Origin of the sequence: Mycobacterium tuberculosis complex sp. N0072, assembly GCF_030323725.1 — a bacterium.
Lineage (GTDB): Bacteria > Actinomycetota > Actinomycetes > Mycobacteriales > Mycobacteriaceae > Mycobacterium > Mycobacterium tuberculosis.
Window position 1 is genome coordinate 487,238 of sequence record NZ_CP040689.1, and the last position, 26,682, is coordinate 513,919.

The following is a 26,682-nucleotide window of genomic DNA, read 5'->3' on the forward strand; positions in this document are numbered from 1 at the left end:
ACGCCACTCGTTGGGGCAGTTTTGTACACTCCGTTTACATCGTTTACGGCGAGGTCAAAAAATTTCGGTTAATCGTACAGGCTGCCGCTCGGTCATCTATAGTCATCGATCCAGAGCCGCTTCGACCAGCCTGTGGTCGAAGCGGATCAGTTGAACCGGAGGAGTGGAAACATGAGCGGCCCGACGGGAAATTCGATGCCCAGACAGCTCGGCGGCCGGGTGGCCAGGATCGTTACCGGGTAAGGGATCGCCACTCCCAATGTCTGTTATATCCACGTTGCGCGACCGTGCGACCACGACTCCAAGCGACGAAGCCTTTGTGTTCATGGATTACGACACAAAAACCGGCGACCAAATTGACCGAATGACGTGGAGTCAATTATATTCTCGCGTCACCGCCGTGTCTGCGTATCTAATAAGTTATGGCCGGCATGCTGACCGACGAAGGACCGCAGCGATATCAGCTCCGCAAGGTCTGGACTATGTTGCAGGATTTCTAGGAGCACTGTGCGCCGGATGGACGCCGGTTCCGTTACCAGAACCGCTGGGCAGCCTACGCGATAAGCGGACTGGACTGGCTGTACTCGACTGTGCCGCCGACGTCGTGCTGACGACGTCGCAAGCCGAAACGCGGGTCAGGGCCACGATAGCTACACATGGGGCGTCTGTAACTACGCCGGTCATAGCGTTGGATACATTGGACGAGCCATCCGGAGATAACTGTGATCTCGATTCTCAACTATCAGACTGGAGTTCGTATTTGCAGTATACTTCGGGTTCAACGGCCAACCCCCGTGGTGTGGTTTTATCCATGCGTAACGTTACGGAAAATGTCGACCAAATTATCCGTAACTATTTTCGCCATGAGGGCGGCGCGCCGAGGTTGCCCAGCTCGGTCGTTTCGTGGTTGCCGCTTTACCATGACATGGGTTTAATGGTTGGCCTCTTTATTCCGTTGTTTGTCGGATGTCCGGTTATCCTGACGAGCCCAGAGGCATTTATCCGTAAGCCTGCCAGATGGATGCAACTGCTTGCTAAACACCAGGCGCCATTTTCGGCCGCGCCGAACTTCGCATTCGATTTGGCCGTCGCTAAAACTTCCGAAGAGGACATGGCGGGGCTGGATTTAGGCCACGTAAATACAATAATCAACGGCGCGGAGCAGGTACAGCCAAATACAATAACCAAATTCCTCCGCCGGTTCCGTCCCTACAATTTGATGCCCGCAGCGGTCAAGCCATCATACGGGATGGCTGAAGCGGTGGTTTACCTGGCGACGACGAAGGCGGGATCACCTCCAACGTCAACCGAGTTCGATGCTGATAGCTTGGCTCGAGGCCACGCGGAGCTAAGTACTTTCGAAACTGAGCGTGCAACGCGTTTAATACGCTACCACAGCGACGACAAGGAACCGTTGCTTCGGATTGTCGATCCGGACTCGAATATCGAGCTCGGACCGGGACGTATCGGCGAGATTTGGATTCACGGTAAGAATGTGTCTACCGGATATCATAATGCAGACGACGCGCTCAATCGAGATAAGTTCCAGGCCAGCATCCGGGAGGCCTCTGCGGGAACGCCAAGGTCGCCGTGGCTTCGCACGGGAGACTTGGGATTCATAGTAGGAGATGAGTTCTACATCGTCGGCCGTATGAAAGATCTCATTATCCAAGACGGTGTAAACCATTATCCCGATGATATCGAAACTACGGTCAAGGAGTTTACCGGTGGCCGGGTCGCGGCATTTTCAGTATCCGACGACGGGGTGGAGCATTTGGTCATTGCGGCCGAGGTAAGGACTGAGCATGGGCCCGATAAAGTGACTATTATGGATTTCTCGACGATCAAAAGGCTGGTCGTATCGGCGTTGTCGAAATTACATGGCCTGCATGTAACAGATTTTCTTCTGGTACCGCCCGGGGCGCTACCGAAGACCACCAGCGGAAAGATTAGCCGGGCGGCATGCGCAAAGCAGTACGGAGCAAATAAGTTGCAACGAGTAGCAACGTTCCCATGACAGACGGTTCGGTCACTGCGGATAAGCTTCAAAAATGGTTTCGAGAGTACGTGTCCACGCATATCGAGTGTCATCCAAATGAGGTCAGCCTAGACGTTCCGATTAGAGATTTAGGTTTGAAATCGATTGATGTCTTAGCGATTCCCGGCGACCTCGGTGACAGATTTGGGTTTTGTATTCCCGATTTGGCCGTTTGGGATAATCCTAGCGCTAATGATTTGATTGATAGTCTGTTGAACCAGCGTAGTGCTGACTCGTTAAGAGAGAGTCATGGACACGCCGACAGGAACACGCAGGGTCGGGGCAGCATAAACGAGCCGGTTGCGGTCATCGGAGTGGGCTGTCGATTTCCGGGAGATATTGACGGCCCGGAACGGCTATGGGACTTTCTGACCGAGAAGAAGTGTGCGATAACAGCGTATCCAGATCGTGGGTTCACGAATGCTGGAACTTTCGCGGAGTCCGGAGGCTTTTTAAAGGATGTCGCGGGTTTCGATAATAGATTTTTTGATATCCCGCCGGACGAGGCTCTGCGAATGGATCCGCAACAACGGTTGTTACTGGAGGTCTCTTGGGAAGCGTTAGAGCATGCAGGAATTATTCCTGAGTCATTAAGACTTTCACGTACGGGCGTATTCGTTGGGGTGTCGTCAACTGACTACGTCCGGCTTGTGTCAGCTAGCGCTCAGCAAAAGTCTACTATTTGGGATAACACCGGCGGTTCTTCGAGTATTATTGCCAATAGAATCTCATACTTTCTCGATATTCAGGGTCCGTCCATTGTCATTGACACGGCATGCTCGTCATCCCTGGTCGCCGTGCATCTAGCCTGTCGAAGTCTCAGTACCTGGGACTGCGATATCGCACTTGTCGGTGGGACGAATGTTCTTATTTCACCAGAACCATGGGGTGGGTTTAGGGAAGCGGGCATCTTGTCGCAGACAGGCTGCTGTCACGCGTTCGATAAATCCGCCGACGGGATGGTACGCGGTGAGGGATGCGGAGTTATCGTGCTGCAGCGCCTCAGTGATGCACGCCTTGAGGGCCGGCGGATATTAGCGATTCTGACGGGTTCAGCGGTCAATCAGGACGGTAAGTCCAACGGTATTATGGCGCCAAATCCTAGTGCGCAAATTGGTGTTCTTGAAAATGCATGCAAGAGCGCTCGCGTCGATCCGCTGGAAATCGGCTACGTCGAGGCCCACGGGACCGGAACGTCGTTAGGGGATAGGATCGAGGCGCACGCCTTAGGCATGGTCTTTGGTCGCAAGAGACCGGGATCTGGGCCCCTGATGATCGGGAGCATCAAGCCGAATATCGGCCATCTGGAAGGTGCGGCTGGCATCGCCGGATTGATCAAGGCGGTGTTGATGGTTGAGCGTGGCTCGCTGCTTCCGAGCGGGGGGTTTACGGAGCCAAATCCAGCTATCCCATTCACGGAATTGGGCCTGAGAGTTGTAGACGAACTTCAGGAGTGGCCGGTGGTGGCGGGTCGGCCGCGCCGGGCTGGGGTGTCATCGTTCGGCTTTGGCGGCACCAATGCGCATGTGATTGTCGAGGAAGCTGGTTCGGTTGGGGCGGACACGGTTTCGGGCCGCGCGGATGTTGGCGGTTCCGGTGGTGGGGTGGTGGCGTGGGTGATTTCGGGGAAGACGGCTTCGGCGTTGGCTGCTCAGGCGGGTCGGTTGGGGCGGTATGTGCGGGCTCGGCCGGCGCTTGATGTTGTTGATGTGGGGTATTCGTTGGTGAGCACGCGGTCGGTGTTTGATCATCGGGCGGTGGTGGTCGGCCAGACTCGCGATGAGTTGCTGGCTGGGTTGGCTGGGGTGGTTGCTGGTCGGCCGGAGGCTGGGGTGGTCTGCGGTGTTGGCAAGCCGGCGGGCAAGACGGCTTTTGTGTTTGCCGGTCAGGGCTCGCAGTGGCTGGGTATGGGTAGCGAGCTTTATGCTGCCTACCCGGTTTTCGCCGAGGCCCTCGATGCTGTGGTGGACGAGTTGGACCGGCACCTGCGGTATCCGCTGCGCGATGTGATCTGGGGGCACGACCAAGATCTGTTGAATACCACCGAATTCGCCCAGCCGGCGCTGTTTGCGGTGGAGGGGGCGCTGTATCGGCTGCTCATGTCGTGGGGGGTGCGGCCGGGTTTGGTGCTGGGTCATTCGGTGGGCGAGTTGGCCGCGGCGCACGTCGCCGGGGCGCTGTGTTTGCCGGATGCGGCGATGCTGGTGGCCGCGCGTGGACGGTTGATGCAGGCGTTGCCCGCCGGCGGCGCCATGTTTGCGGTGCAGGCCCGTGAAGACGAGGTAGCGCCGATGCTGGGGCACGATGTGAGCATCGCGGCGGTCAATGGTCCGGCTTCGGTGGTGATCTCTGGTGCCCACGATGCGGTGAGCGCGATCGCTGATCGGCTGCGCGGCCAGGGCCGTCGGGTCCACCGGTTGGCGGTCTCGCATGCCTTTCACTCGGCGTTGATGGAGCCGATGATCGCTGAGTTCACAGCCGTTGCGGCCGAACTGTCTGTGGGCTTGCCCACGATCCCGGTCATTTCCAATGTGACCGGGCAGTTGGTGGCCGACGACTTCGCCTCAGCTGATTACTGGGCCCGGCATATCCGGGCGGTGGTGCGGTTTGGCGACAGTGTTCGTAGTGCCCACTGCGCCGGTGCCAGTCGTTTCATCGAAGTCGGGCCCGGTGGCGGCTTGACGTCGTTGATCGAGGCATCGCTGGCCGACGCGCAGATCGTGTCGGTGCCCACGCTGCGCAAAGATCGGCCCGAACCGGTCAGTGTGATGACGGCGGCGGCCCAGGGCTTCGTCTCGGGGATGGGCCTGGATTGGGCCTCGGTGTTTTCCGGGTACCGGCCCAAGCGGGTGGAGTTGCCGACGTATGCCTTCCAGCATCAAAAGTTCTGGCTCGCACCAGCCCCATCGGTCAGCGACCCCACCGCCGCCGGCCAGATCGGGGCTAGCGATGGTGGTGCTGAACTCTTGGCGTCCTCCGGGTTTGCCGCCCGGCTGGCCGGTCGGTCGGCCGACGAGCAACTCGCCGCAGCGATCGAGGTGGTATGTGAGCATGCCGCAGCGGTGCTGGGGCGCGACGGCGCTGCCGGACTCGACGCTGGCCAGGCGTTTGCCGATTCGGGATTTAATTCCTTGAGTGCCGTGGAGCTACGTAACCGCTTAACAGCCGTCACCGCAGTAACGCTGCCGGCCACCGCGATCTTCGATCACCCCACCCCGACCGAACTAGCCCAGTATCTGATCACCCAAATAGACGGTCACGGCAGCTCCGCCGCCGCAGCGGCAAACCCGGCGGAGCGAATCGATGCGCTCACCGATCTTTTTCTACAAGCTTGCGATGCGGGTCGGGATGCCGATGGTTGGAAGATGGTCGCCCTGGCGTCGAATACGCGCGAGCGCATGAGCTCACCGGTTCGGAACAACGTATCGAAGAACGTCGCACTGCTGGCAGATGGTATCTCCGATGTGGTTGTAATTTGTATCCCAACTCTAACTGTGCTATCGGATCAGCGTGAATATCGAGATATTGCGAATGCGATGACAGGCCGCCATTCGGTTTATTCGCTTACGCTTCCCGGGTTCGATTCGTCTGATGCACTGCCGCAAAACGCGGATATGATTGTTGAAACCGTATCTAACGCAATTATTGATGTGGTAGGCGGCAGCTGCCGTTTTGTGCTGTCGGGCTATTCATCGGGTGGGGTGTTGGCCTATGCCCTCTGCTCCCATCTGTCGGTCAAGCACCAGCGGAATCCCCTCGGAGTCGCACTCATCGATACATATCTGCCTAGTCAGATCGCCAATCCTTCAATGAATGAAGGGTTCAGCCCCAACGATACTGGGAAGGGCCTTTCCCGTGAAGTAATTCGAGTGGCCAGAATGTTGAATCGGTTAACTGCCACCCGACTCACCGCGGCAGCCACCTATGCTGCAATCTTTCAGGCCTGGGAACCAGGTAGATCAATGGCTCCGGTTCTTAACATCGTGGCGAAGGACCGAATAGCTACCGTCGAAAATTTACGCGAAGAACGAATCAACCGGTGGCGAACTGCTGCTGCAGAGGCGGCCTATTCTGTAGCCGAAGTACCCGGGGATCATTTCGGAATGATGAGCACCTCGAGTGAGGCAATAGCTACCGAAATACATGATTGGATTTCTGGGCTCGTTCGAGGGCCTCATCCGTAGCTTTGCGAATCGGCCCGTGCCACAGCTCGCCGTGACCAGGTGCCAGGATGTTGGTCTCTAGCAAAGCCAGCGCAGCCAGGCTGCGGATACTGTTCTGCTGGCTGTGGCTGAACACCGCGGGCAGTAGCTGTGGCCCGCGGTGACGCAACATCGGATGACCAGTGATCAGCGCATCGCCGCTGGCCAGCACACCGTCGACGACATACGAGCAGTGACCGCTGGTGTGTCCCGGGGTGAAAATCGCCATCGGTTGACCCGGCAGCCCGGCGGCCGCTTCGGCGGTCAGCGGCTGGGCGGTCGGAATGCCGTCGCCGGTCAGGCCGCCGCGGCGAAGCAAGTGAATACCCCAGACCGCCACACGGGGCCGCCAGCTGCGCAGCGCAACATCGAAAACCGAGGCATTCTCCCGGTATTCCCGCTTGGCGTGACCTACCTCCTCGGCGTGGCAGTACACCGGCGTGCTGTGCTCACGAGCAAACCAGATTGCCGAGCCCAGGTGGTCGATGTGCGCGTGGGTGAGCACGATGGCGCGCACGTCACCCGGTGTGTAGCCCAGTTTGTTCAGCGAGGCCAGCACCTCCGCACGGTCGCCGGGATAGCCGGCGTCGATCAGCAGCACGCCGGTGTCGTCGGTGACTAGCACCCAGTTGACCGCGTGGCCGCGAGCGAGGTGAACCTTGTCGGTGATCTGAACAAGCTCCGCCATGCCCGCGAGTCTAGGAGCGAGCGCGAGCGCGGCAAGCCGGGTGCCGCGGGTCGCGACCATGGGATATGGAGCGATCGCGAGCGCGGCGAAGCCGGGCGTGGCGGGTCGCGTTTATGGCATAGGAGTAGAAAGAACTGGTGGCTGAACTGAAGCTAGGTTACAAAGCATCGGCCGAACAATTCGCACCGCGCGAGCTCGTCGAACTAGCCGTCGCCGCCGAAGCCCACGGCATGGACAGCGCGACCGTCAGCGACCATTTTCAGCCTTGGCGCCACCAGGGCGGCCATGCCCCGTTCTCGCTGTCCTGGATGACCGCTGTCGGCGAACGTACCAACCGGCTGCTGCTGGGCACTTCGGTGCTGACCCCCACCTTCCGCTACAACCCCGCCGTCATCGCTCAGGCTTTCGCCACCATGGGATGCCTGTACCCGAACCGTGTTTTCCTTGGCGTGGGCACCGGTGAGGCGCTGAACGAAATCGCCACCGGATACGAGGGCGCCTGGCCGGAGTTCAAGGAGCGGTTCGCCCGGCTGCGTGAATCGGTGGGGCTAATGCGGCAGCTGTGGAGCGGTGACCGCGTCGACTTTGACGGCGACTATTACCGGCTCAAGGGTGCCTCGATCTACGACGTGCCCGACGGGGGCGTGCCCGTCTACATCGCCGCCGGCGGCCCGGCGGTGGCCAAGTACGCCGGCCGCGCCGGTGACGGCTTCATCTGTACGTCCGGCAAGGGCGAGGAGCTCTACACCGAGAAGCTGATGCCGGCGGTACGAGAAGGCGCCGCTGCCGCTGACCGATCCGTCGACGGCATCGACAAGATGATCGAAATCAAGATCTCCTACGACCCCGACCCGGAGCTGGCATTGAACAACACCCGGTTTTGGGCGCCGCTGTCGTTGACAGCTGAGCAGAAGCACAGCATCGACGACCCGATCGAGATGGAGAAGGCCGCCGATGCGCTGCCAATCGAACAGATCGCCAAGCGCTGGATCGTGGCGTCGGACCCCGACGAAGCCGTCGAAAAGGTAGGTCAATACGTGACATGGGGCCTGAACCACCTGGTATTTCACGCACCAGGACATGACCAGCGCCGGTTCCTGGAGCTCTTCCAGTCGGACCTGGCACCCAGGTTGCGGCGACTTGGCTGACTCCTCGGCGATCTACCTCGCCGCACCAGAATCGCAGACGGGTAAGTCGACGATTGCACTGGGGCTTTTGCACCGACTGACCGCGATGGTCGCCAAAGTCGGTGTGTTCCGGCCGATTACGCGGCTCTCTGCGGAGCGGGACTACATCCTGGAACTACTGCTCGCGCACACCAGTGCGGGCCTGCCCTATGAGCGGTGTGTTGGCGTGACCTACCAGCAGCTGCATGCTGACCGCGACGACGCGATCGCCGAAATTGTCGATTCGTATCACGCAATGGCCGACGAGTGTGACGCGGTGGTGGTCGTCGGCAGTGACTACACCGACGTCACCAGCCCCACCGAGCTCTCGGTCAACGCCCGGATCGCGGTGAACCTCGGCGCGCCAGTGTTGTTGACGGTTCGGGCGAAGGACCGCACCCCCGATCAGGTCGCCAGCGTCGTCGAGGTCTGCTTGGCCGAGCTGGACACCCAGCGCGCTCATACCGCGGCGGTAGTGGCGAACCGGTGCGAGCTGTCCGCGATACCGGCCGTGACCGACGCGCTGCGCAGGTTCACCCCGCCTAGCTATGTAGTGCCCGAGGAACCACTGCTGTCGGCGCCGACCGTTGCCGAGTTAACGCAGGCTGTGAACGGGGCGGTGGTAAGCGGTGATGTTGCGCTGCGCGAACGTGAGGTGATGGGCGTGCTGGCCGCGGGTATGACCGCCGACCATGTGTTGGAGCGGCTGACCGATGGCATGGCGGTGATTACTCCCGGCGACCGCTCGGACGTGGTGTTGGCCGTCGCTAGCGCCCATGCGGCCGAAGGGTTTCCGTCATTGTCATGCATCGTCCTCAATGGCGGGTTCCAGTTGCATCCGGCAATCGCCGCCCTGGTTTCCGGCCTGCGATTGCGGTTACCTGTCATCGCCACCGCGTTGGGCACCTACGACACCGCCAGCGCTGCCGCGTCGGCTCGCGGGCTGGTAACGGCGACGTCGCAACGCAAGATCGACACCGCGTTGGAGCTGATGGACCGCCACGTGGACGTCGCCGGTCTATTGGCGCAGCTGACCATTCCCATCCCTACGGTCACTACACCACAGATGTTCACTTATCGGCTGCTGCAGCAGGCCCGTTCGGACCTCATGCGCATCGTCCTTCCCGAAGGGGACGACGATCGCATCCTCAAATCGGCGGGCCGCCTGCTTCAGCGCGGCATCGTCGACCTGACCATCCTGGGCGATGAAGCCAAAGTCCGTCTGCGGGCAGCGGAACTCGGTGTGGACCTGGACGGCGCCACGGTAATCGAGCCATGCGCAAGCGAACTGCACGATCAATTCGCCGACCAGTATGCGCAGTTGCGTAAGGCGAAGGGAATCACCGTGGAGCATGCCCGCGAAATCATGAACGATGCCACATATTTCGGCACCATGCTGGTGCACAACTGTCATGCCGACGGCATGGTATCGGGTGCTGCTCACACCACGGCGCACACCGTTCGTCCGGCGCTGGAGATCATCAAGACCGTTCCGGGCATATCCACCGTGTCCAGCATTTTCCTGATGTGTCTGCCGGATCGGGTACTGGCGTACGGCGACTGCGCGATCATCCCGAACCCGACGGTGGAGCAGCTCGCTGATATCGCCATCTGCTCGGCACGCACCGCCGCACAGTTCGGCATCGAGCCCCGGGTGGCCATGCTGTCCTACTCCACCGGTGACTCGGGGAAAGGTGCCGACGTCGACAAGGTCAGAGCGGCAACGGAGTTGGTGCGCGCTCGGGAGCCGCAGCTGCCGGTCGAGGGTCCCATTCAATACGACGCCGCAGTGGAACCGTCGGTCGCGGCCACCAAGTTGCGCGATTCGCCGGTGGCCGGCCGCGCGACGGTGCTGATCTTCCCCGATCTCAATACCGGCAACAACACCTACAAAGCGGTGCAGCGTTCTGCGGGTGCGATCGCGATCGGCCCGGTGCTGCAGGGCTTACGCAAGCCGGTGAACGACCTATCTCGGGGTGCACTGGTCGACGACATAGTCAACACCGTGGCCATCACGGCGATTCAGGCGCAGGGCGTCCATGAGTAGCACCGTGCTGGTGATCAATTCCGGCTCGTCGTCGCTGAAGTTCCAGCTCGTCGAGCCGGTCGCCGGCATGTCACGTGCCGCCGGGATTGTCGAGCGGATCGGCGAGCGGTCATCCCCGGTTGCCGATCACGCCCAGGCGCTGCATCGCGCATTCAAGATGTTGGCCGAGGACGGAATTGACCTGCAGACCTGCGGGCTGGTGGCGGTCGGACACCGGGTGGTCCACGGCGGCACGGAGTTTCACCAGCCGACGCTGCTGGATGACACGGTGATCGGCAAGCTTGAGGAGCTGTCGGCGCTGGCCCCGTTGCACAACCCGCCGGCGGTACTGGGCATCAAGGTGGCACGCAGATTGCTGGCCAATGTCGCGCACGTCGCGGTGTTCGATACGGCCTTTTTCCATGACTTGCCCCCGGCGGCCGCGACCTATGCCATCGACCGCGACGTCGCCGACAGATGGCATATCCGCCGCTACGGATTTCATGGCACTTCACACCAATACGTCAGCGAGCGGGCCGCCGCCTTCCTGGGCCGCCCGCTCGACGGTTTGAATCAGATTGTGCTGCATCTGGGTAACGGTGCCTCCGCCTCGGCGATTGCCCGCGGCCGGCCGGTGGAAACGTCGATGGGCCTGACACCGCTTGAGGGCTTGGTGATGGGCACCCGCAGTGGCGACCTGGACCCGGGCGTCATCAGCTACTTGTGGCGCACCGCGAGGATGGGTGTCGAGGACATCGAATCGATGCTCAACCATCGGTCCGGGATGTTGGGGTTGGCGGGGGAGCGGGATTTTCGCCGTCTACGACTAGTGATCGAAACCGGGGACAGGTCAGCACAATTGGCGTATGAGGTGTTCATCCACCGGTTGCGCAAGTACCTTGGTGCCTATCTGGCGGTGTTGGGCCACACCGATGTGGTGAGCTTTACCGCCGGGATCGGCGAAAACGATGCGGCGGTGCGGCGGGACGCGTTGGCTGGCCTTCAGGGGCTAGGTATCGCACTCGACCAAGACCGCAACCTGGGCCCGGGGCACGGCGCCCGGCGGATTTCGTCAGACGATTCACCGATCGCCGTGCTGGTGGTTCCCACGAATGAAGAACTGGCCATCGCCCGCGATTGCCTGAGGGTGCTGGGCGGACGCCGAGCGTGAATCATACGACAGCCCGCCGGCGTGTCGCGTCGTGCGATTCACACTCGGGCGGCTTAGAACGTGCTGGTGGGCCGGACCTTGTTGGCCATGTCCACCAGCGTGTAGCGATGCCGTTGAGTGGGAGCTACCCGGGCCAGGCTGCGCAGTGACGCCTCGACACCCAGCCGCAGCCCGTGACTGGTGAACGGGAAACCGAGGATGTGGTTGGTGCTGGCCTTGTTGTCCTTCAGCCAGTCCAGCGCGCCACCCAGCACCAGGGCGCGGATCTGCAGCACGCGTGGTTCGGTCGGGGGCAGCGCCTCCACTCTTCGGGCGGCGTCGCGGATCTGTTCCTCGGTGACTTCACTCGTTGACCGGCCGGACAACAGAGTCACCGCGCTGGTCAGCCGTGCCGTGGTGAAATGCCGAGAAGTGGGCGGTACCTCGTCGAGCGTGCGCACGGCGCCGACCCGATCACCTTCGGCTGACCGGGCTCTGGCCAGTCCGAAAGCCGCCGAGATCACGCCGTCGTTGGTGCTCCACACCGTCTGATAGAACTTGTGTTCGTCGGTGTTGCCGGCTAGTTCGGCGGTGGCGGCCAGGGCGAGCTTGGGCGCCAGCTCGCCGGGAAAGGTATCCAGCACCTCGGTGAAATGTTTGGTGGCCGAGTCATAGTCGCCGGTGAGCAGCTCGGCGACGGCCCGGTACCAGACCAATCGCCATCGCCAGCCAACGCGTTCGGCCAGATCGTCGAGTTTTCGGGTGGCCTTGGCCACATCGCCGAGATCCAGCAGCGCGCGGACTTCCATTAGCGGCAGCTCCACTGACTCGGAGAAGTCGACGCCGTCGGCGTCCAGCGCACCGTGGCGGGCCGCGCGCAGCGAGTCTAGGGTCTGCACCGGCTGGGAGAGCACCGTGGCCTGCAGGACCGAAGCTGCGACGTCGGTCGGATCGACCAGCGGCACCGACAGCGCGGTCACGATCTCGTTGGCGGTCAGCTTCTCCGCGTGCACCTGCCCGTCCAGATACACGTCGGTGTGCGCCACCAGCAGGTCCACTCCAAATGTCGACCGACTGGGACTGAAGATCGTTGATAGCCCTGGCCGCGGCACCCCGGTGTCCTGGGCGACCACCTCCCGCAACACGCCCGTCAATTGCGCGGACATCTCTTCGGCGGTGGTGAACCGTTGCCGCGGATCGGGGTCGATGGCCCTGCGCAGCAACCGGCCGTAAGAGTCGTAGGTTTTCAGCACCGGGTCGTCTTCGGGTAGCCCATCCACATAACGGCCATTGCGGGTGGGCAGGTCCAGCGTGAGCGCCGCGAGCGTGCGTCCCACGGTGTAGATGTCGGTGGCCACCGTCGGACCGGTCCGCACGATCTCGGGCGCCTGGAAGCCTGGGGTCCCGTAGAGGTAGCCGAACGAGTTGATCCGCGATACCGCGCCCAGGTCGATCAGCTTGAGCTGTTCCTCGGTCAGCATGATGTTTTCCGGCTTCAGGTCGTTGTAGACCAAGCCGATGGAATGCAGGTAGCTCAGCGCCGGCAGGATCTCCAGCAGGTAGGCGATGGCCTCCGCGACGGGCAGTTTCTGACCCTTGCTGCGTTTGAGCGATTGCCCGCCGACGTATTCCATCACGATGTAGCCGACCGGATCCCCGTGCCTGTCGGTGTGCTCGACAAAGTTGAAGATCTGCACGATCGACGGGTGCACCACCTCGGCCAGGAACTGGCGTTCGGCCATCGCCATTGCCTGCGCTTCGGCATCACCGGAATGCACCAGGCCCTTGAGCACCACCGGACGGCCGTTGACATTGCGGTCGAGAGCGAGGTAGATCCAGCCCAGTCCGCCGTGCGCGATGCAGCCTTTGACCTCGTACTGGCCGGCGACGATGTGCCCGGGATTTAGCTGCGGCAGGAACGAATACGGGCTGCCGCAATAGGGACACCAGCCCTCTGAAGCTCCCTTGGTCTCCGAGTCGGACCGGCCGACGGGACGTCCACAGTTCCAGCAGAACCGCTTGGACTCCGGCACCACCGGGTTGGTCATCAGGGCCTCAAGCGGATCGATATCGGGCGCCCGCGGGATTTCCACCAGGCCGCCGCCCAGCCGTCTGACCGGCGGGCGCACCCGGCTGGTGGTGGCCATCCGGTCTTGCGGCTCGGTGTCCGGGCCGAGCGTCGGATGGGGGAAGTTGTCCTCATCGCCGAAATCGGGGCGGAACACCGCCTGGGTGCTCAGGGGTCGAACCGTCGCGGACGTCGCGGTCTGGGCGTCCGCCGGTTGGGTGCCGGGGCCCGAACGTTCGGTCTCTGACGCTTTGGCCATCAGTCCACATACCTCGGCGTGGGCGGGGCGGGGGCTGGGCCGAGCACCGTCAGCCACTTGCGATACAACGTGTTCCAGGTGCCGTCATTGCGGATGCGTTCGAGCGTGCCGTTGACGAACCGGACCAATCCGGTGTTGTCCAGGTTGATCCCGACGCCGTAGGGCTGGTCGGCCATGTCGGGCCCGACGATATGCAGGTAGGGGTCTTCCTCTACCAGCCCGGCCAGGATGGTGTCGTCGGTGCTGACAGCGTCGATCTCGCGCTGCTGCAAGGCCACCAAGCAGTCCGCCCAGTTCACCACCGACACAATGACGGGAGGCGGTGCGATCTCCCGGATACGGCGCAACGATGTGGTGCCCCTGGCCACACAGACCCGCTTGCCCGACAGGTCGGACACCTTTGTGATCGGCGAGTCACGCGGGGCGAGGATGCGTTGGTTGGCGTCGAGGTAGACGGTGGAGAAGTTGACCAGCTTGCGCCGCTCGCAGGTGATCGACATCGTCTTGACGACGATGTCGACCTGCGACTTCTGCAGCGCGGTGACCCGCTCCGCGGCCGACAGGATCCGGTACTCGACATGTGACGGGACACCGAAGATGTCGCGTGCCACTTCGCCGGCGATGTCAACGTCGAAGCCGGTGATCTCGCCGGTGATCGGGTCGCGGAAGCTGAACAGGTTGCTGCCGATGTCGAGCCCGACGATCAGCCTGCCGCGCGCGCGGATGTCGGCCACCGCGGCGTCGGCCTCGGCCTTGGTGGCAAAGGGGCGCAGGCTGGCGGTGGGATCGCAGTCCTGGCTCGAACTGTCCGGCGGCAGCGGGGGTTGCGGTGGCATGATCTCCATGCCGACCGGTGTGGGCAGCGGCAGCGTCGGCGTCGCCTCCACCCCCAGCGTTTCCGAGTGGCCGCAACTGGCCAGCACCATCGCCAAGGCCAGCGGCGCGAGTGGGGCTGCCGCCCGCGCCAGGAGGGCCCGGCGCGTCATCACCGATACTCTTTCAGCCGGGGCCACAGGCCGAGCGCGACGGCAATGGCGGCACCTAAGCTGAGCACCACGCCGCCCACCTGCGCGCCTGCCAGCCCGCGATGCGCATTGAGGATGTCGTGGCGCAGTTGGGTGCGGCTTTGTCCCATGGCTTTGGTCAGTGCTTCGTCGAGCTTGTCGAATGCGGGGGTAGCATCGTCCTCGCCTTTACCCAGTGCCACCTGAGTGGCGGCCCGATAGTTGCCGACGGAGATGTAGGAATTGATCCGGTCGTTGGCCTGCCGCCAGCGCACCAACAGCTGGTCGGCGCCCTGCAGATCGGGTTTGTCGACGGCGTGGCGGCGGGCCATGTAGTCGTTGAGCTGGCGTTGCATGGCGTCGATGCGCTGATAGAAGGCCTGCTTGCGGACCTCTTCGTCGCCGCGCCGGATCAGCGACAGTGTCTCGTCGGCCCGTGCCTGTTGGGCGGTGATCGCCAGGTTGGTGATGGTCTTGAGTGACTCAGCCGCGGTATCTTTCGCGCTACGGCTGGCCGTTGTAGAGATGGTCAGCGCAGTTCCCACCCACACCACCATGACGAGAATACCGAGCGCGCCCACGACAAGACCGGGGTTAATCCGTCGCCTGGTGCGCCGGGCCAGCCAGCGATGTGCGAACGCACCGAAGACCACGGTGGTGGCGACCACCAGGATCACCGGGGCCGGGATCTGGGTCGACGCGGTGGTTTCCCGATCTACCCGTGCTGATGTCGCCTGGTAGAGCCGTTGCGCGTCGGGCAGGATCGTCGATTGCATCAGCCCCGACGCCTCTGACAGATATGACGACCCGACCGGGTTGCCCGCCCGGTTGTTGGCGCGGGCGATCTCGACCAGGCCGGTGTAGACGGCCAATTCGGTGTTGATCCGGCCCAGCAATTGCACCAACGATTCGTCGGTGAGCCCGCTCGAGGCCCGGGTTACCGCTACCGAGGCATCGGTAATGGCCTGCTCGTAGCGCAGCCGAACGCCGCCCGGCTCGGCTTGGGCTATGAACGCGGTGGCGGCCGCGGCATCAGCCACCGACAGCGTGGTGTACAGCCGTCCAGCCGCGAACGACAGCGGCTCGGTGTGGTCGAGCACCGCGGTCAACACCTGCTGCCGGTGTTCGATGGTGGTGGAGGTAGCGAAGGCGCTGGCCACGCCGAGAGCCGCCAACACGATGCCGATCGTCATGATTCGGCCGGGTGTCGTCGAGATGAACCACCGCCGGGGATGTGCCGGTTCGGCGGGCGAGCGTGATCCCAGCGGCTCGGTCGACGGGTGCGCCAGCTCAACCGTCACGTCTGTTAGGACCTCATCTTTCGGCTAACGCAACGAAACTCTATAAGCGAATTCTAAGAGAAGGTTCCGACAGATGGTGTTAGGCATACGCAATTGCCCAGTTGCCCGCCTGCATATTCTGAACAGGTGCGGGGCGACGGTGACGGATGGGTGGTGTCCGACAGCGGCGTTGCGTACTGGGGCCGCTACGGTGCGGCCGGTCTGTTGCTTCGGGCTCCGCGGCCGGACGGCACCCCCGCGGTGCTGCTGCAGCACCGCGCGCTGTGGAGCCATCAGGGCGGCACCTGGGGCTTGCCGGGCGGTGCTCGAGACAGCCACGAGACGCCGGAACAGACCGCGGTCCGCGAATCGAGCGAGGAGGCGGGCCTGTCCGCCGAGCGACTCGAGGTGCGGGCCACGGTGGTCACCGCCGAGGTGTGCGGGGTCGACGACACGCACTGGACCTACACCACCGTTGTCGCCGATGCCGGGGAGTTGCTGGACACCGTGCCCAACCGGGAAAGCGCCGAACTGCGCTGGGTGGCCGAGAACGAGGTGGCCGACTTGCCGTTACATCCCGGATTCGCCGCCAGTTGGCAACGACTGCGGACCGCTCCGGCGACCGTGCCACTGGCCCGGTGCGACGAACGGCGGCAGCGGCTGCCGCGCACCATTCAGATCGAGGCCGGGGTTTTCCTCTGGTGTACGCCGGGCGACGCGGATCAGGCGCCCTCGCCGCTGGGTAGGCGGATCAGTTCGCTGCTGTAAGCGCCGACCGGAGCTGCTCGGCCGCCGCACGTGGGTCGTCAGCCGAGGTGATCGCCCGCACCACCACGATCCGGCGAGCGCCGGCATCGAGCACGGCCGGCAGCCGTTGCGCGTTGATGCCGCCGATAGCGAACCACGGCTTGTCGTCGCCGCCGAGTTCGGCGGCGACCCGTACCAGCCCCAGACCCGGCGCCGCACGGCCAGGCTTGGTCGGTGTCGGCCAACATGGTCCGACACAGAAATAGTCGGCGTCGCCGGCGGCGGCCGCAGCAACCTGGTCGGGGTCGTGGGTGGACCGGCCGATGAGGGTATCCGGTGCCAGGATCTGTCGTGCGACGTTCACGGGCAGGTCGCGTTGACCCAGATGCAGCACGTCGGCGCCGGCCGCGCGGGCAATATCGGCGCGGTCGTTGACCGCGAATAGGGCGCCGTACCGGTGCGCTGCGTCGGCCAGGATCTCGCAGGCGGCCAGTTCGTCACGCGCCTGTAGCGGGCCGAACCGCAGCTCACCGGGTGAGCCCTTGTCGCGCAACTGGATGATGTCCACTCCGCCGGCCAGGGCGGCCTCGGCGAACTGAGCCAAGTCGCCGCGTTCCCGACGGGCGTCGGTGCACAGATACAGCCTTGCCGATGCCAGACGGGATTCGTGCACATCGTGACGCTAGCGCGCTAGCGTGGAACCCTGTAGACACGGGAGTCCCGGGAGCGGGGTCTGAGAGTGGGCGCGCCTGCCCTTACCGTCACACCTGATCCGGATCATGCCGGCGAAGGGAGGTCAAGGATGGCGTCCGACCTACACACCGGGTCGCTGGCTGTCATCGGCGGCGGTGTCATCGGGCTGTCGGTGGCCCGCCGTGCCGCCCAAGCCGGCTGGCCGGTGCGGGTGCACCGCAGCGACGAGCGGGGGGCGTCCTGGGTTGCCGGCGGCATGCTGGCCCCACACAGCGAAGGCTGGCCCGGCGAGGAACGGTTGTTGCGGCTAGGCCTGCAGTCCCTGCGGCTTTGGCGTGAGGGCAGCTTTCTCGACGGGCTGGGCCCGCAACTGGTCACCGCGCACGAGTCGCTGGTGGTGGCCGTCGACCGGGCCGACGTCGCCGACCTGCGCACTGTCGCGGACTGGTTGTCCGCACAGGGGCACCCGGTGATCTGGGAGTCGGCTGCCCGTGACGTCGAACCCCTACTGGCGCAAGGCATCCGGCACGGGTTTCGGGCGCCCACCGAACTGGCCGTCGACAACCGCGCCCTGCTCGACGCGCTGTGCCGTGACTGCGAGCGACTCGGAGTTCGCTGGAGCTCACAGGTGAGCAGCCTGTCCGACGTCGATGCGCACACGGTGGTGATCGCCAACGGCATTGACGCCCCGGCCTTGTGGCCCGGCCTGCCGATACGCCCGGTGAAGGGTGAGGTGCTGCGGCTGCGATGGCGACCAGGTTGTATGCCCTTGCCGCAGAGAGTGATTCGTGCCCGTGTGCGTGGACGACAGGTCTATCTGGTGCCACGTTCGGACGGGGTGGTCGTCGGCGCCACCCAATACGAGCACGGGCGCGACACCGCGCCGGTGGTATCGGGAGTTCGTGACCTGCTAGACGATGCGTGTACCGTGCTGCCGGCGCTGGGTGAGTACGAGCTGGCCGAGTGTGAGGCCGGACTGCGCCCGATGACACCCGACAACTTGCCGCTGGTCCAACGCCTGGATTCGCGGACCCTGGTCGCGGCCGGTCACGGCCGATCCGGATTCCTATTGGCGCCGTGGACTGCCGAACAGATTGTGTCCGAACTCGTTTCGGTTGGGGCCGCCTCATGATCGTCGTTGTCAACGAGCAACAGGTCGAGGTCGACGAGCAGACCACCATCGCCGCGCTGCTGGATTCGCTGGGCTTCGGGGACCGGGGTATCGCTGTGGCGTTGAACTTTTCGGTGCTACCACGATCGGACTGGGCCACCAAGATCTGTGAGCTGCGTAAGCCGGTGCGACTAGAGGTGGTGACGGCGGTGCAGGGTGGCTGAGTCCAAGTTGGTTATCGGTGACCGCAGCTTCGCCTCGCGGCTCATCATGGGTACTGGGGGTGCGACCAATCTGGCGGTGCTAGAGCAGGCTCTGATCGCCTCAGGTACCGAGCTGACCACCGTCGCGATACGCCGGGTCGACGCCGACGGGGGAACCGGCCTGCTCGACCTGCTCAACCGGCTCGGCATCACACCGCTACCCAACACCGCGGGGTGCCGCAGCGCCGCGGAAGCGGTCCTGACAGCGCAGTTGGCCCGTGAGGCGCTGAACACCAACTGGGTCAAGCTCGAGGTGATTGCCGACGAACGCACCCTGTGGCCTGATGCGGTCGAATTAGTCCGGGCTGCAGAACAATTGGTGGACGACGGATTTGTGGTCCTACCGTACACAACCGACGACCCGGTGCTGGCCCGCCGGCTAGAAGATACCGGTTGCGCAGCGGTGATGCCGCTGGGTTCGCCGATCGGCACCGGCCTTGGTATCGCCAACCCGCACAATATCGAGATGATCGTCGCCGGTGCCCGCGTTCCCGTGGTGCTGGACGCGGGCATCGGTACCGCCAGCGATGCCGCGTTGGCGATGGAGTTGGGTTGCGATGCCGTGTTGTTGGCCAGTGCGGTGACCCGGGCCGCCGACCCGCCGGCGATGGCCGCGGCGATGGCCGCCGCGGTGACCGCCGGATATCTGGCGCGTTGCGCGGGGCGGATCCCGAAACGCTTCTGGGCTCAGGCTTCCAGCCCGGCACGATAACCAAAACGGTGAAGCCACGGGGTGCGGGCGGCCCGCTACCGGTCCGATTGCCCCGGATGTGGCAGCTTGCGCATACAGTGCAGCCTTATACACGCCGACCTGTTGGCTGCCGCCGACTACAACGTTGTGGGATTGGCGGCGGCGGTGCTATCGGTGTGGGCCTACTTGGCGTAGACCTATGGCCGACTGGTGGGACGACGAGTCCGGAGTTGGCAGCACCATCGCCAGTCTTCCGTAGCGGCATTGTCGCTGGTAGTGCTTTGGTTTGTGCTGTGTAACCTCCGGTTTAGGCCATTCAACGCTCTGTTCGTTTGATTGGTCGGTGGGATGCGAAAGCTGCGCGGCGACAGGCGCGGTCTAATCTGGGCGCGATGGTGAACAAATCCAGGATGATGCCGGCGGTGCTGGCCGTGGCTGTGGTCGTCGCATTCCTGACGACGGGCTGTATCCGGTGGTCTACGCAGTCGCGGCCCGTTGTTAACGGCCCCGCTGCCGCAGAGTTCGCCGTTGCGTTGCGCAACCAGGTGAGCACCGACGCGATGATGGCGCACCTATCGAAACTGCAGGACATCGCCAACGCCAACGACGGCACTCGCGCGGTGGGCACCCCTGGCTATCAGGCCAGCGTCGACTATGTGGTAAACACACTGCGCAACAGCGGTTTTGATGTGCAAACCCCGGAGTTCTCCGCTCGCGTGTTCAAGGCCGAAAAAGGGGTGGTGACCCTCGGCGGCAACACCGTGGAGGCGAGGGCGCTCGAGTACAGCCTCGGCACACCGCCGGACGGGGTGACGGGCCCGCTGGTGGCTGCCCCCGCCGACGACAGTCCGGGCTGCAGTCCGTCGGACTACGACAGGCTGCCGGTGTCCGGTGCGGTGGTGCTGGTAGATCGCGGCGTCTGTCCTTTTGCCCAGAAGGAAGACGCAGCCGCGCAGCGCGGTGCGGTGGCGCTGATCATTGCTGACAACATCGACGAGCAGGCGATGGGCGGCACCCTGGGGGCTAATACCGACGTCAAGATCCCGGTGGTGAGTGTCACCAAGTCGGTCGGATTCCAGCTACGCGGACAGTCTGGGCCAACCACCGTCAAGCTCACGGCGAGCACCCAAAGTTTCAAGGCCCGCAACGTCATCGCGCAGACGAAGACGGGGTCGTCGGCCAACGTGGTGATGGCAGGTGCGCATTTGGACAGCGTTCCGGAAGGACCCGGCATCAACGACAACGGCTCGGGAGTGGCTGCGGTTCTGGAAACGGCAGTGCAGCTGGGGAACTCACCGCATGTGTCCAACGCGGTACGGTTCGCCTTCTGGGGCGCCGAGGAATTCGGCCTGATTGGGTCACGAAACTACGTCGAGTCGCTGGACATCGACGCGCTCAAAGGCATCGCGCTGTATCTGAACTTCGACATGTTGGCGTCGCCGAACCCGGGTTACTTCACCTACGACGGTGACCAGTCGCTGCCGCTAGACGCCCGCGGTCAGCCGGTGGTGCCCGAAGGCTCGGCCGGTATCGAGCGCACGTTCGTCGCCTATCTGAAGATGGCCGGCAAGACCGCGCAGGACACCTCGTTCGACGGTCGGTCCGACTACGACGGCTTCACGCTGGCGGGTATCCCTTCGGGTGGCCTGTTCTCCGGCGCTGAGGTCAAGAAGTCCGCCGAGCAAGCCGAGCTCTGGGGCGGCACCGCCGACGAGCCTTTCGATCCCAACTATCACCAGAAGACAGACACCCTGGACCATATCGACCGCACCGCGCTCGGTATCAACGGCGCTGGCGTCGCGTACGCGGTGGGTTTGTATGCGCAGGACCTCGGCGGCCCCAACGGGGTTCCGGTCATGGCGGACCGCACCCGCCACCTGATTGCCAAACCGTGATCCGGGCCTGATCTCGCCACTGACCCCGCACCGACCGATCTAGAATGGGATTTCCTTGGTGCATGCCGGGCGGGACGGGGTTAGGAGATGCATGGTCGCGGGCGGTATCGACCTCTGGTCCGCTGTGTTCGCCCTCGCCGGGTGGCCGCGTCGGTGCGGACCCCGATCGCCTGTCTAGCGGCGGTGGTCGTGATAGCCGGCTGCACGACCGTCGTCGACGGGCGGGCGCTGTCCATCCTCAACGACCCGTTCCGGGTGGGGGGTCTGCCCGCGACCAACGGTCCGAGCGGCGCCCGCCCCGACGCACCGGCTGCGTCGGGCACGGTGATCAACACCAACAACGGAGCGATCGACAAGTTGTCGTTGTTGTCGGTCAACGACATCGAGGACTACTGGATGGCGGTCTACAGCGAATCGCTGAAGGGCACCTTCCGGCCGGTCGGCAAGCTGGTGTCCTACGATTCCAACGACCCAAGTAGTCCGATCGTCTGCCACATTGACACCTATCAGCTCGTCAACGCCTTTTTCAGCTCTCGGTGCAACTTGATTGCCTGGGATCGAGGGGTCTTCATGGCGGTCGCGCAAGAATACTTCGGCGACATGTCCGTCAATGGTGTGCTGGCACACGAATTCGGGCATGCTCTGCAAGTGATGGCGAATTTGGTTACCAGGAAAGATCCCACCATCGTCCGCGAGCAGCAAGCGGATTGCTTCGCCGGGGTCTATCTGTGGTGGGTGGCCGAAGGTAAGTCGACACGCTTTACGCTGAGCACCGCGGACGGGCTCGACCACGTGCTCGCCGGCATCATCACCACCCGAGACCCGGTGATGGAAGCCGATGCGGAAAACGACGACGAACATGGGTCGGCCTTGGATCGGGTCAGCGCGTTCCAGCTGGGCTTCATCAACGGCACGCCGGCGTGCGCGGCGATCGACGAGGACGAAGTCGAGCGGCGCCGCGGTGACCTGCCGACGACGTTGCGGGTCGATGCCAGCGGCAACCCAGAGACCGGCGAGGTCGGAATCAACGAAGAGACCCTCTCGACGTTGATGGAGTTGATGGGCAAGATCTTCTCGCCGAAGAATCCGCCCACGCTGTCCTACCAGCCGGCCGGTTGCCCAGACGCCAAGCCCAGCCCACCGGCCGCCTACTGTCCGGCCACCAACACCATCGTGGTCGACCTGCCCGCCCTGGCGAGGATGGGCAAGGTGGCCTCGGCAGCGGAACACAGCCTGCCGCAGGGCGATGACACGTCGTTGTCGATTGTGATGTCGCGGTACGCGTTGGCGGTGCAGCACGAACGCGGGCTGCCGATGCAGAGCCCGTGGACCGCCTTACGGACGGCGTGCCTGACCGGCGTTGCGCACCGCAAGATGGCCGTGCCCATCGACCTGCCCTCCGGCCAGCAACTCGTACTTACCGCGGGTGATCTCGACGAAGCGGTTTCCGGGTTGCTGACCAACCGCATGGTCGCCAGTGACGCCGACGGTGTCAGCGTTCCGGCCGGTTTCACTCGGATAGCCGCGTTCCGTGCCGGCGTGGGCGGCGACATGGACGCATGCTATGCCCGGTATCCGGGATAGGACTGGCCCTGATGTTGATCGTTGTGCACCCACATCACCAAAAACCCGGTGACCAGCAACCACCCCAGGGCAACGGACGGGATCGCCCAGGCGCGACGTACGAGTAGTGCGGTGTCACAACGCGTGACCAGGGCCTGAGTGTTGTCGTTGCCGTCGGCGTACAGCGCCTGGGTGAGGTTGGAGCGCCAGCCGCTGCCACAGGTGACCTTGATGCCATACGCATCGTATTGATCCAGGTAGACCGGAAACCACAGCGCCATCAGACCAATGACCGCCAGCAGCAGGCCAGTAATTCCGATGAACATCTGGCGACGATTCACGGCTTCTCCATGTCTTGCGATGTGCATTCGGGATTCGGGCGCCGCAGCGCTCGCGTCATGCAAGCGCAAATGCGGGCTTTGCCAACAAAGGCCGGGTGGCCACGCCCAGGCAAGTTGTGAGGGAGGCCCCCCGGGGCCGCAACCATGTTAACGCGCGTCCGCCTAAGCATTCAGCGCGCCGTGCCCTACCGGCACTACGCCCGGGCGTGCGTGCGGAACCTGACAGAGCTCACGCTATTTGGCCCGCCGACAGACGTAGCGCCGCATCGACCGCCAGCCTGGCGACATCGAGGGTCTTCGAGCCCAAGTCATGTCGGGCGCCGGTGATCTCGACGACCTCGGTCGGTGCCGAGACCATCGCCGCGGCGGAACGCACCTGGGCCAGCGTGCCGAACGGGTCCGCCGTTCCGTGGGTGAACACCGTCGGCACTGCGATCCCCGGCAAGTGCTCGGTACGGACGCGTTCCGGCTTTCCCGGCGGATGGACCGGATAGGAGAACAGCGTCAGCACGTCGACCGGTGCCTGCCCGGCCGCCACCACCATGGACGTCTGCCGACCGCCGTAGGAATGTCCCCCGGCGATCAGCGGACCCTCGGCAAGGCCGCGGCACAGCTGGATCGCTTCGACGATGCCGGCACGGTCGCCTGACCCCGAGCCGGATGGCGGACCGGTGGGTCGGCGTCGGCGGTAGGGCAGGTTGTAGCGCACGGCCAGCCATCCTCGGCGGGTCCATTCGGCGCAAACCTGTTGCAACAGTGTGGATTCGCGGCTACCGCCCGCGCCGTGGGTAAGGACGACTACCCCGTGTGGTGGGCCGGCCGGTTGGTGTGCAACGCCGGCGATCTGATCAAGGTTCATGACAGCCGAAACAGCGGCGAAACGGGCCCGTGGCCGCGGCCCAGTGGATAGGCCGCGCGCAGGCATTCGGTAACCCATCGCTTCCCGAAGTCCACCGCGTCGGGCACGGTGAAGCCGTGCGCCAACGCGGCGGCGATCGCGGTCGCCAGCGTGTCACCACCGCCATGGTCATCGCCGGTGGGTAGTCGCTGCGCGTCGAACTGGTAGCAGCTGACGCCGTCATAGAGCAGGTCGCAGCTGCCGTCCGACGAGCGCAGGTGTCCGCCTTTGACCAGCACCCACTGCGGCCCCAGCGCATGCAGGGCTTTGGCCGCCGCACGCTGCGACTCGGCGTCGACTACCTCGATATCTACCAGCAGGCGCGCCTCGTCAAGGTTGGGGGTCAGCAGCGTCGCCAACGGGAACAGCTGACCGCGAAGCGAATCCAGGGCAGACGGTGCCAACAGCGGGTCTCCGTGCATGGATGCGCATACCGGGTCGACGACGAGCGGAACGGACAGCTCGAGCCGACGCCAGGTCGCGGCCACGGTCGCAACGATGCGCGACGAGGCCAGCATCCCGGTCTTGGCGGCTTGAACGCCGATGTCGGTGACGACCGCCTCGATCTGGCCGGCCACCACATCGTTGGGAACTTCATGAATATCCTTGACTCCCAACGTGTTCTGTACGGTAACCGCCGTGACTGCGACGCACGCGTGCACTCCTAGCAGTGCCATCGTGCGCATATCGGCTTGGATGCCGGCACCGCCCCCGGAGTCCGATCCGGCGATGCTCAACACCCGCGGCGGCGTCATTCCCGGCGGTGCCAGCGGGAGGTAGTTCACTGGGTTATCGGGAGATACACCCGATTGCCGTGCTCTGCGAATTCACGTGACTTTTCGGCCATTCCGGCGGCGAGCACGGCTTCGATGTCCGCTTCGGTCTCAAGCCCGTGTTCGGCGGCGTACTCACGGACGTCCTGGGTGATGCGCATGGAGCAGAACTTCGGTCCGCACATCGAGCAGAAGTGCGCGGTCTTGGCCGGCTCCGCCGGCAGGGTTTCGTCGTGGAATTCCCGTGCGGTGTCGGGATCCAGCGACAGTGCGAACTGGTCGTTCCAGCGGAACTCGAAACGCGCCGTGCTCAAAGCGTCGTCGCGCTCCTGGGCGCGCGGATGGCCCTTGGCCAAATCGGCCGCATGCGCGGCGATCTTGTAGGCGATCACCCCGTCCTTGACGTCCTTGCGGTCCGGCAACCCGAGGTGCTCCTTGGGGGTGACGTAGCACAGCATCGCGGTACCGGCTTGGGCGATGATGGCCGCACCGATCGCCGAGGTGATGTGGTCGTAGGCCGGCGCGATGTCGGTGGCCAGCGGACCCAGCGTGTAGAACGGGGCCTCCTCACACAGTTCCTCTTCCAGCCGCACATTCTCGACGATCTTGTGCATTGGGATATGGCCCGGCCCCTCGATCATCACCTGTGCGCCATGGGCTTTGGCGATCTTGGTGAGCTCGCCCAGGGTGCGCAGCTCGGCGAACTGCGCGGCGTCGTTGGCATCAGCGATCGACCCTGGTCGCAGCCCGTCACCGAGTGAGAAGGTGACGTCGTAGCGGGCGAAAATATCGCAGAGCTCCTCAAAGTTGGTGTACAAGAACGACTCCCGATGATGTGCCAAACACCACGCGGCCATGATCGAACCCCCGCGGGACACGATGCCGGTGACCCGCTTGGCGGTCAGCGGCACATACCGCAGCAGCACCCCGGCGTGCACCGTCATGTAGTCCACGCCTTGCTCACACTGCTCGATCACGGTGTCGCGGTAGATCTCCCAGGTCAGCTCGGTCGGATCGCCCTTGACTTTCTCCAGCGCCTGATAGATCGGCACGGTGCCGACCGGCACGGGAGAATTGCGCAGGATCCACTCGCGGGTTTCGTGGATGTTCTTGCCGGTGGACAGGTCCATGATGGTGTCGGCCCCCCAGCGGGTGGCCCACACCATCTTGTCGACCTCCTCGGCGATCGAGCTCGTCACCGCCGAGTTGCCGATGTTGGCGTTGACTTTCACCGCGAACGCCTTGCCGATGATCATCGGCTCGCTCTCGGGGTGGTGGTGGTTGGCCGGGATCACCGCGCGGCCGCGGGCGACCTCGTCGCGCACTAGCTCGGCGGACATGTCTTCGCGGGCGGCGATGAACGCCATCTCGGCGGTGATCTCCCCGGCGCGGGCCCGCTGCAGCTGGGTGCCCCGATCGCGAACCACTCCGGGCCTATGCGGCAGCCCCGCGGTCAGGTCGATCACCGTGTCCGTGTCGGTGTAGGGCCCGGAGGTGTCGTAGAGGTCGAAGTGGTCTCCGGTGGACAAGTGCACCCGTCGAAACGGGACTTGGAGAGTAGCTCCGCTGCCGGGAGCCTCGATTTCACGGTAGGCCTTGGCGCTGCCCGCGATGGGACCCGTGGTCACCGACGGTTCAACGGTGATGGTCATTTGCAACTCCCTACGCCGGCATTACCCGGTCAGGTTCGTACGGTCGACGGCCCCGAGCCGTCCTCTCAGCGCACTCGGCGTGCGCTCCCGCGTGGGTACCCCCACGCTAGCGCAGCGCGGCGCCGGTGTGCACGGACGGCCCGATGCCGCGTTAGGCCTCTTCCATCGCCTCGC

Annotated in this window: 21 protein-coding genes and 2 riboswitches; of the genes, 12 read left to right on the forward strand and 9 right to left on the reverse strand. The window is 63.9% G+C overall.

The annotated features are described in order from the left end of the window. Positions 1-259 precede the first annotated feature (259 nt). On the forward strand, positions 260-2,017 hold the full coding sequence (gene fadD30, locus FF952_RS02125) for a fatty-acid--AMP ligase FAAL30/FadD30 (RefSeq protein WP_003900139.1): 1,758 nt from the start codon (positions 260-262) through the stop codon (positions 2,015-2,017). Further along, positions 2,014-6,222: a type I polyketide synthase gene (locus tag FF952_RS02130; protein ID WP_015631179.1), complete on the forward strand. Its 4,209-nt coding sequence runs from the start codon at positions 2,014-2,016 to the stop codon at positions 6,220-6,222. Before fadD30 ends, FF952_RS02130 begins: the two co-directional genes overlap by 4 nt. Here the strand turns inward: FF952_RS02130 and FF952_RS02135 are convergent. Next, positions 6,170-6,928 (reverse strand): MBL fold metallo-hydrolase, encoded by a 759-nt coding sequence (locus FF952_RS02135; protein ID WP_003911199.1) that lies wholly within the window; start codon positions 6,926-6,928, stop codon positions 6,170-6,172. The two genes, FF952_RS02130 and FF952_RS02135, sit on opposite strands and share 53 nt — an antisense overlap. Before the next feature lie 137 nt (positions 6,929-7,065). Here FF952_RS02135 and fgd point away from each other — a divergent pair, with 137 nt between their 5' ends. Genes fgd through FF952_RS02150 form a run of 3 tightly spaced genes read left to right on the forward strand, consistent with a single transcriptional unit; the run spans position 7,066 to position 11,291 of the window. Beyond that, positions 7,066-8,076 (forward strand): glucose-6-phosphate dehydrogenase (coenzyme-F420), encoded by a 1,011-nt coding sequence (gene fgd, locus FF952_RS02140; protein WP_003898438.1) that lies wholly within the window; start codon positions 7,066-7,068, stop codon positions 8,074-8,076. Next, positions 8,069-10,141: a phosphate acetyltransferase gene (gene pta / locus FF952_RS02145; protein ID WP_003402089.1), complete on the forward strand. Its 2,073-nt coding sequence runs from the start codon at positions 8,069-8,071 to the stop codon at positions 10,139-10,141. The genes fgd and pta overlap by 8 nt, the downstream gene beginning before the upstream one ends. Further along, positions 10,134-11,291, forward strand: a complete 1,158-nt coding sequence (locus FF952_RS02150) for an acetate kinase (RefSeq protein ID WP_003402097.1) — start codon at positions 10,134-10,136, stop codon at positions 11,289-11,291. Before pta ends, FF952_RS02150 begins: the two co-directional genes overlap by 8 nt. A gap of 53 nt (positions 11,292-11,344) precedes the next feature. Here FF952_RS02150 and pknG read toward each other — a convergent pair whose 3' ends face one another. Genes pknG through glnX form a run of 3 tightly spaced genes read right to left on the reverse strand, consistent with a single transcriptional unit; the run spans position 11,345 to position 15,902 of the window. Next, the gene (pknG, locus tag FF952_RS02155) at positions 11,345-13,597 is read right to left on the reverse strand and encodes a serine/threonine protein kinase PknG (protein ID WP_003904396.1); all 2,253 of its coding nucleotides are present in this window, start codon (positions 13,595-13,597) and stop codon (positions 11,345-11,347) included. Continuing rightward, on the reverse strand, positions 13,597-14,583 hold the full coding sequence (locus FF952_RS02160; RefSeq protein WP_003900142.1) for a glutamate ABC transporter substrate-binding protein: 987 nt from the start codon (positions 14,581-14,583) through the stop codon (positions 13,597-13,599). Before FF952_RS02160 ends, pknG begins: the two co-directional genes overlap by 1 nt. After that, positions 14,583-15,902, reverse strand: coding sequence for a protein kinase G-activating protein GlnX (gene glnX, locus FF952_RS02165; RefSeq protein WP_003904397.1), 1,320 nt, complete (start codon positions 15,900-15,902; stop codon positions 14,583-14,585). The genes FF952_RS02160 and glnX overlap by 1 nt, the downstream gene beginning before the upstream one ends. 126 nt (positions 15,903-16,028) lie before the next feature. On the opposite strand from glnX, the gene FF952_RS02170 reads away from it, so the two are divergent. Continuing rightward, positions 16,029-16,649, forward strand: a complete 621-nt coding sequence (locus tag FF952_RS02170) for an NUDIX hydrolase (protein WP_003898441.1) — start codon at positions 16,029-16,031, stop codon at positions 16,647-16,649. On the opposite strand, the gene thiE is transcribed toward FF952_RS02170, so the two are convergent. Beyond that, positions 16,633-17,301 carry a thiamine phosphate synthase gene (gene thiE / locus FF952_RS02175; protein ID WP_003402115.1) on the reverse strand — a complete coding sequence of 223 codons (669 nt, stop codon included), beginning with the start codon at positions 17,299-17,301 and terminating at the stop codon, positions 16,633-16,635. The genes FF952_RS02170 and thiE overlap by 17 nt on opposite strands. Positions 17,302-17,329: 28 nt before the next feature. After that, a riboswitch (TPP riboswitch) is annotated at positions 17,330-17,440 on the forward strand. Between thiE and thiO the strand changes: the two genes are divergently transcribed. The 6 genes from thiO (at position 17,431) to FF952_RS02205 (ending at position 22,865) form a co-directional block, all read left to right on the forward strand. Continuing rightward, complete coding sequence (gene thiO / locus FF952_RS02180) at positions 17,431-18,453, forward strand: glycine oxidase ThiO (protein WP_003402118.1); 1,023 nt, start codon at positions 17,431-17,433, stop codon at positions 18,451-18,453. Its footprint overlaps the riboswitch before it by 10 nt. Continuing rightward, a complete protein-coding gene (gene thiS / locus FF952_RS02185) occupies positions 18,450-18,656 on the forward strand; it encodes a sulfur carrier protein ThiS (RefSeq protein ID WP_003402121.1) in 207 nt (68 codons plus the stop codon). The genes thiO and thiS overlap by 4 nt, the downstream gene beginning before the upstream one ends. After that, the gene (gene thiG / locus FF952_RS02190; protein ID WP_003402126.1) at positions 18,649-19,407 is read left to right on the forward strand and encodes a thiazole synthase; all 759 of its coding nucleotides are present in this window, start codon (positions 18,649-18,651) and stop codon (positions 19,405-19,407) included. Before thiS ends, thiG begins: the two co-directional genes overlap by 8 nt. Positions 19,408-19,428: 21 nt before the next feature. Then, the gene (locus FF952_RS02195) at positions 19,429-19,581 is read left to right on the forward strand and encodes a DUF2752 domain-containing protein (protein WP_003402129.1); all 153 of its coding nucleotides are present in this window, start codon (positions 19,429-19,431) and stop codon (positions 19,579-19,581) included. 197 nt (positions 19,582-19,778) lie between these two features. Next, complete coding sequence (locus FF952_RS02200; RefSeq protein ID WP_003904398.1) at positions 19,779-21,281, forward strand: M28 family metallopeptidase; 1,503 nt, start codon at positions 19,779-19,781, stop codon at positions 21,279-21,281. 87 nt (positions 21,282-21,368) lie between these two features. Next, positions 21,369-22,865, forward strand: a complete 1,497-nt coding sequence (locus FF952_RS02205) for a neutral zinc metallopeptidase (protein ID WP_003402135.1) — start codon at positions 21,369-21,371, stop codon at positions 22,863-22,865. Here FF952_RS02205 and FF952_RS02210 read toward each other — a convergent pair. The 4 genes from FF952_RS02210 to thiC all read right to left on the reverse strand — a co-directional run bounded on the left by FF952_RS02210 (position 22,844) and on the right by thiC (position 26,508). Further along, on the reverse strand, positions 22,844-23,185 hold the full coding sequence (locus tag FF952_RS02210) for a hypothetical protein (protein WP_003911201.1): 342 nt from the start codon (positions 23,183-23,185) through the stop codon (positions 22,844-22,846). The genes FF952_RS02205 and FF952_RS02210 overlap by 22 nt on opposite strands. A 229-nt stretch (positions 23,186-23,414) precedes the next feature. Beyond that, positions 23,415-24,044: an alpha/beta hydrolase family protein gene (locus FF952_RS02215; protein WP_003402145.1), complete on the reverse strand. Its 630-nt coding sequence runs from the start codon at positions 24,042-24,044 to the stop codon at positions 23,415-23,417. Then, entirely contained in the window at positions 24,041-24,868 is an 828-nt protein-coding gene (gene thiD / locus FF952_RS02220; protein ID WP_003898443.1) for a bifunctional hydroxymethylpyrimidine kinase/phosphomethylpyrimidine kinase, read from the reverse strand. Before thiD ends, FF952_RS02215 begins: the two co-directional genes overlap by 4 nt. Then, positions 24,865-26,508 (reverse strand): phosphomethylpyrimidine synthase ThiC, encoded by a 1,644-nt coding sequence (gene thiC, locus FF952_RS02225; RefSeq protein ID WP_003900143.1) that lies wholly within the window; start codon positions 26,506-26,508, stop codon positions 24,865-24,867. Before thiC ends, thiD begins: the two co-directional genes overlap by 4 nt. Beyond that, a riboswitch (TPP riboswitch) is annotated at positions 26,499-26,609 on the reverse strand. (Overlaps the previous gene by 10 nt.) Between the last annotated feature and the right edge of the window lie 73 nt (positions 26,610-26,682).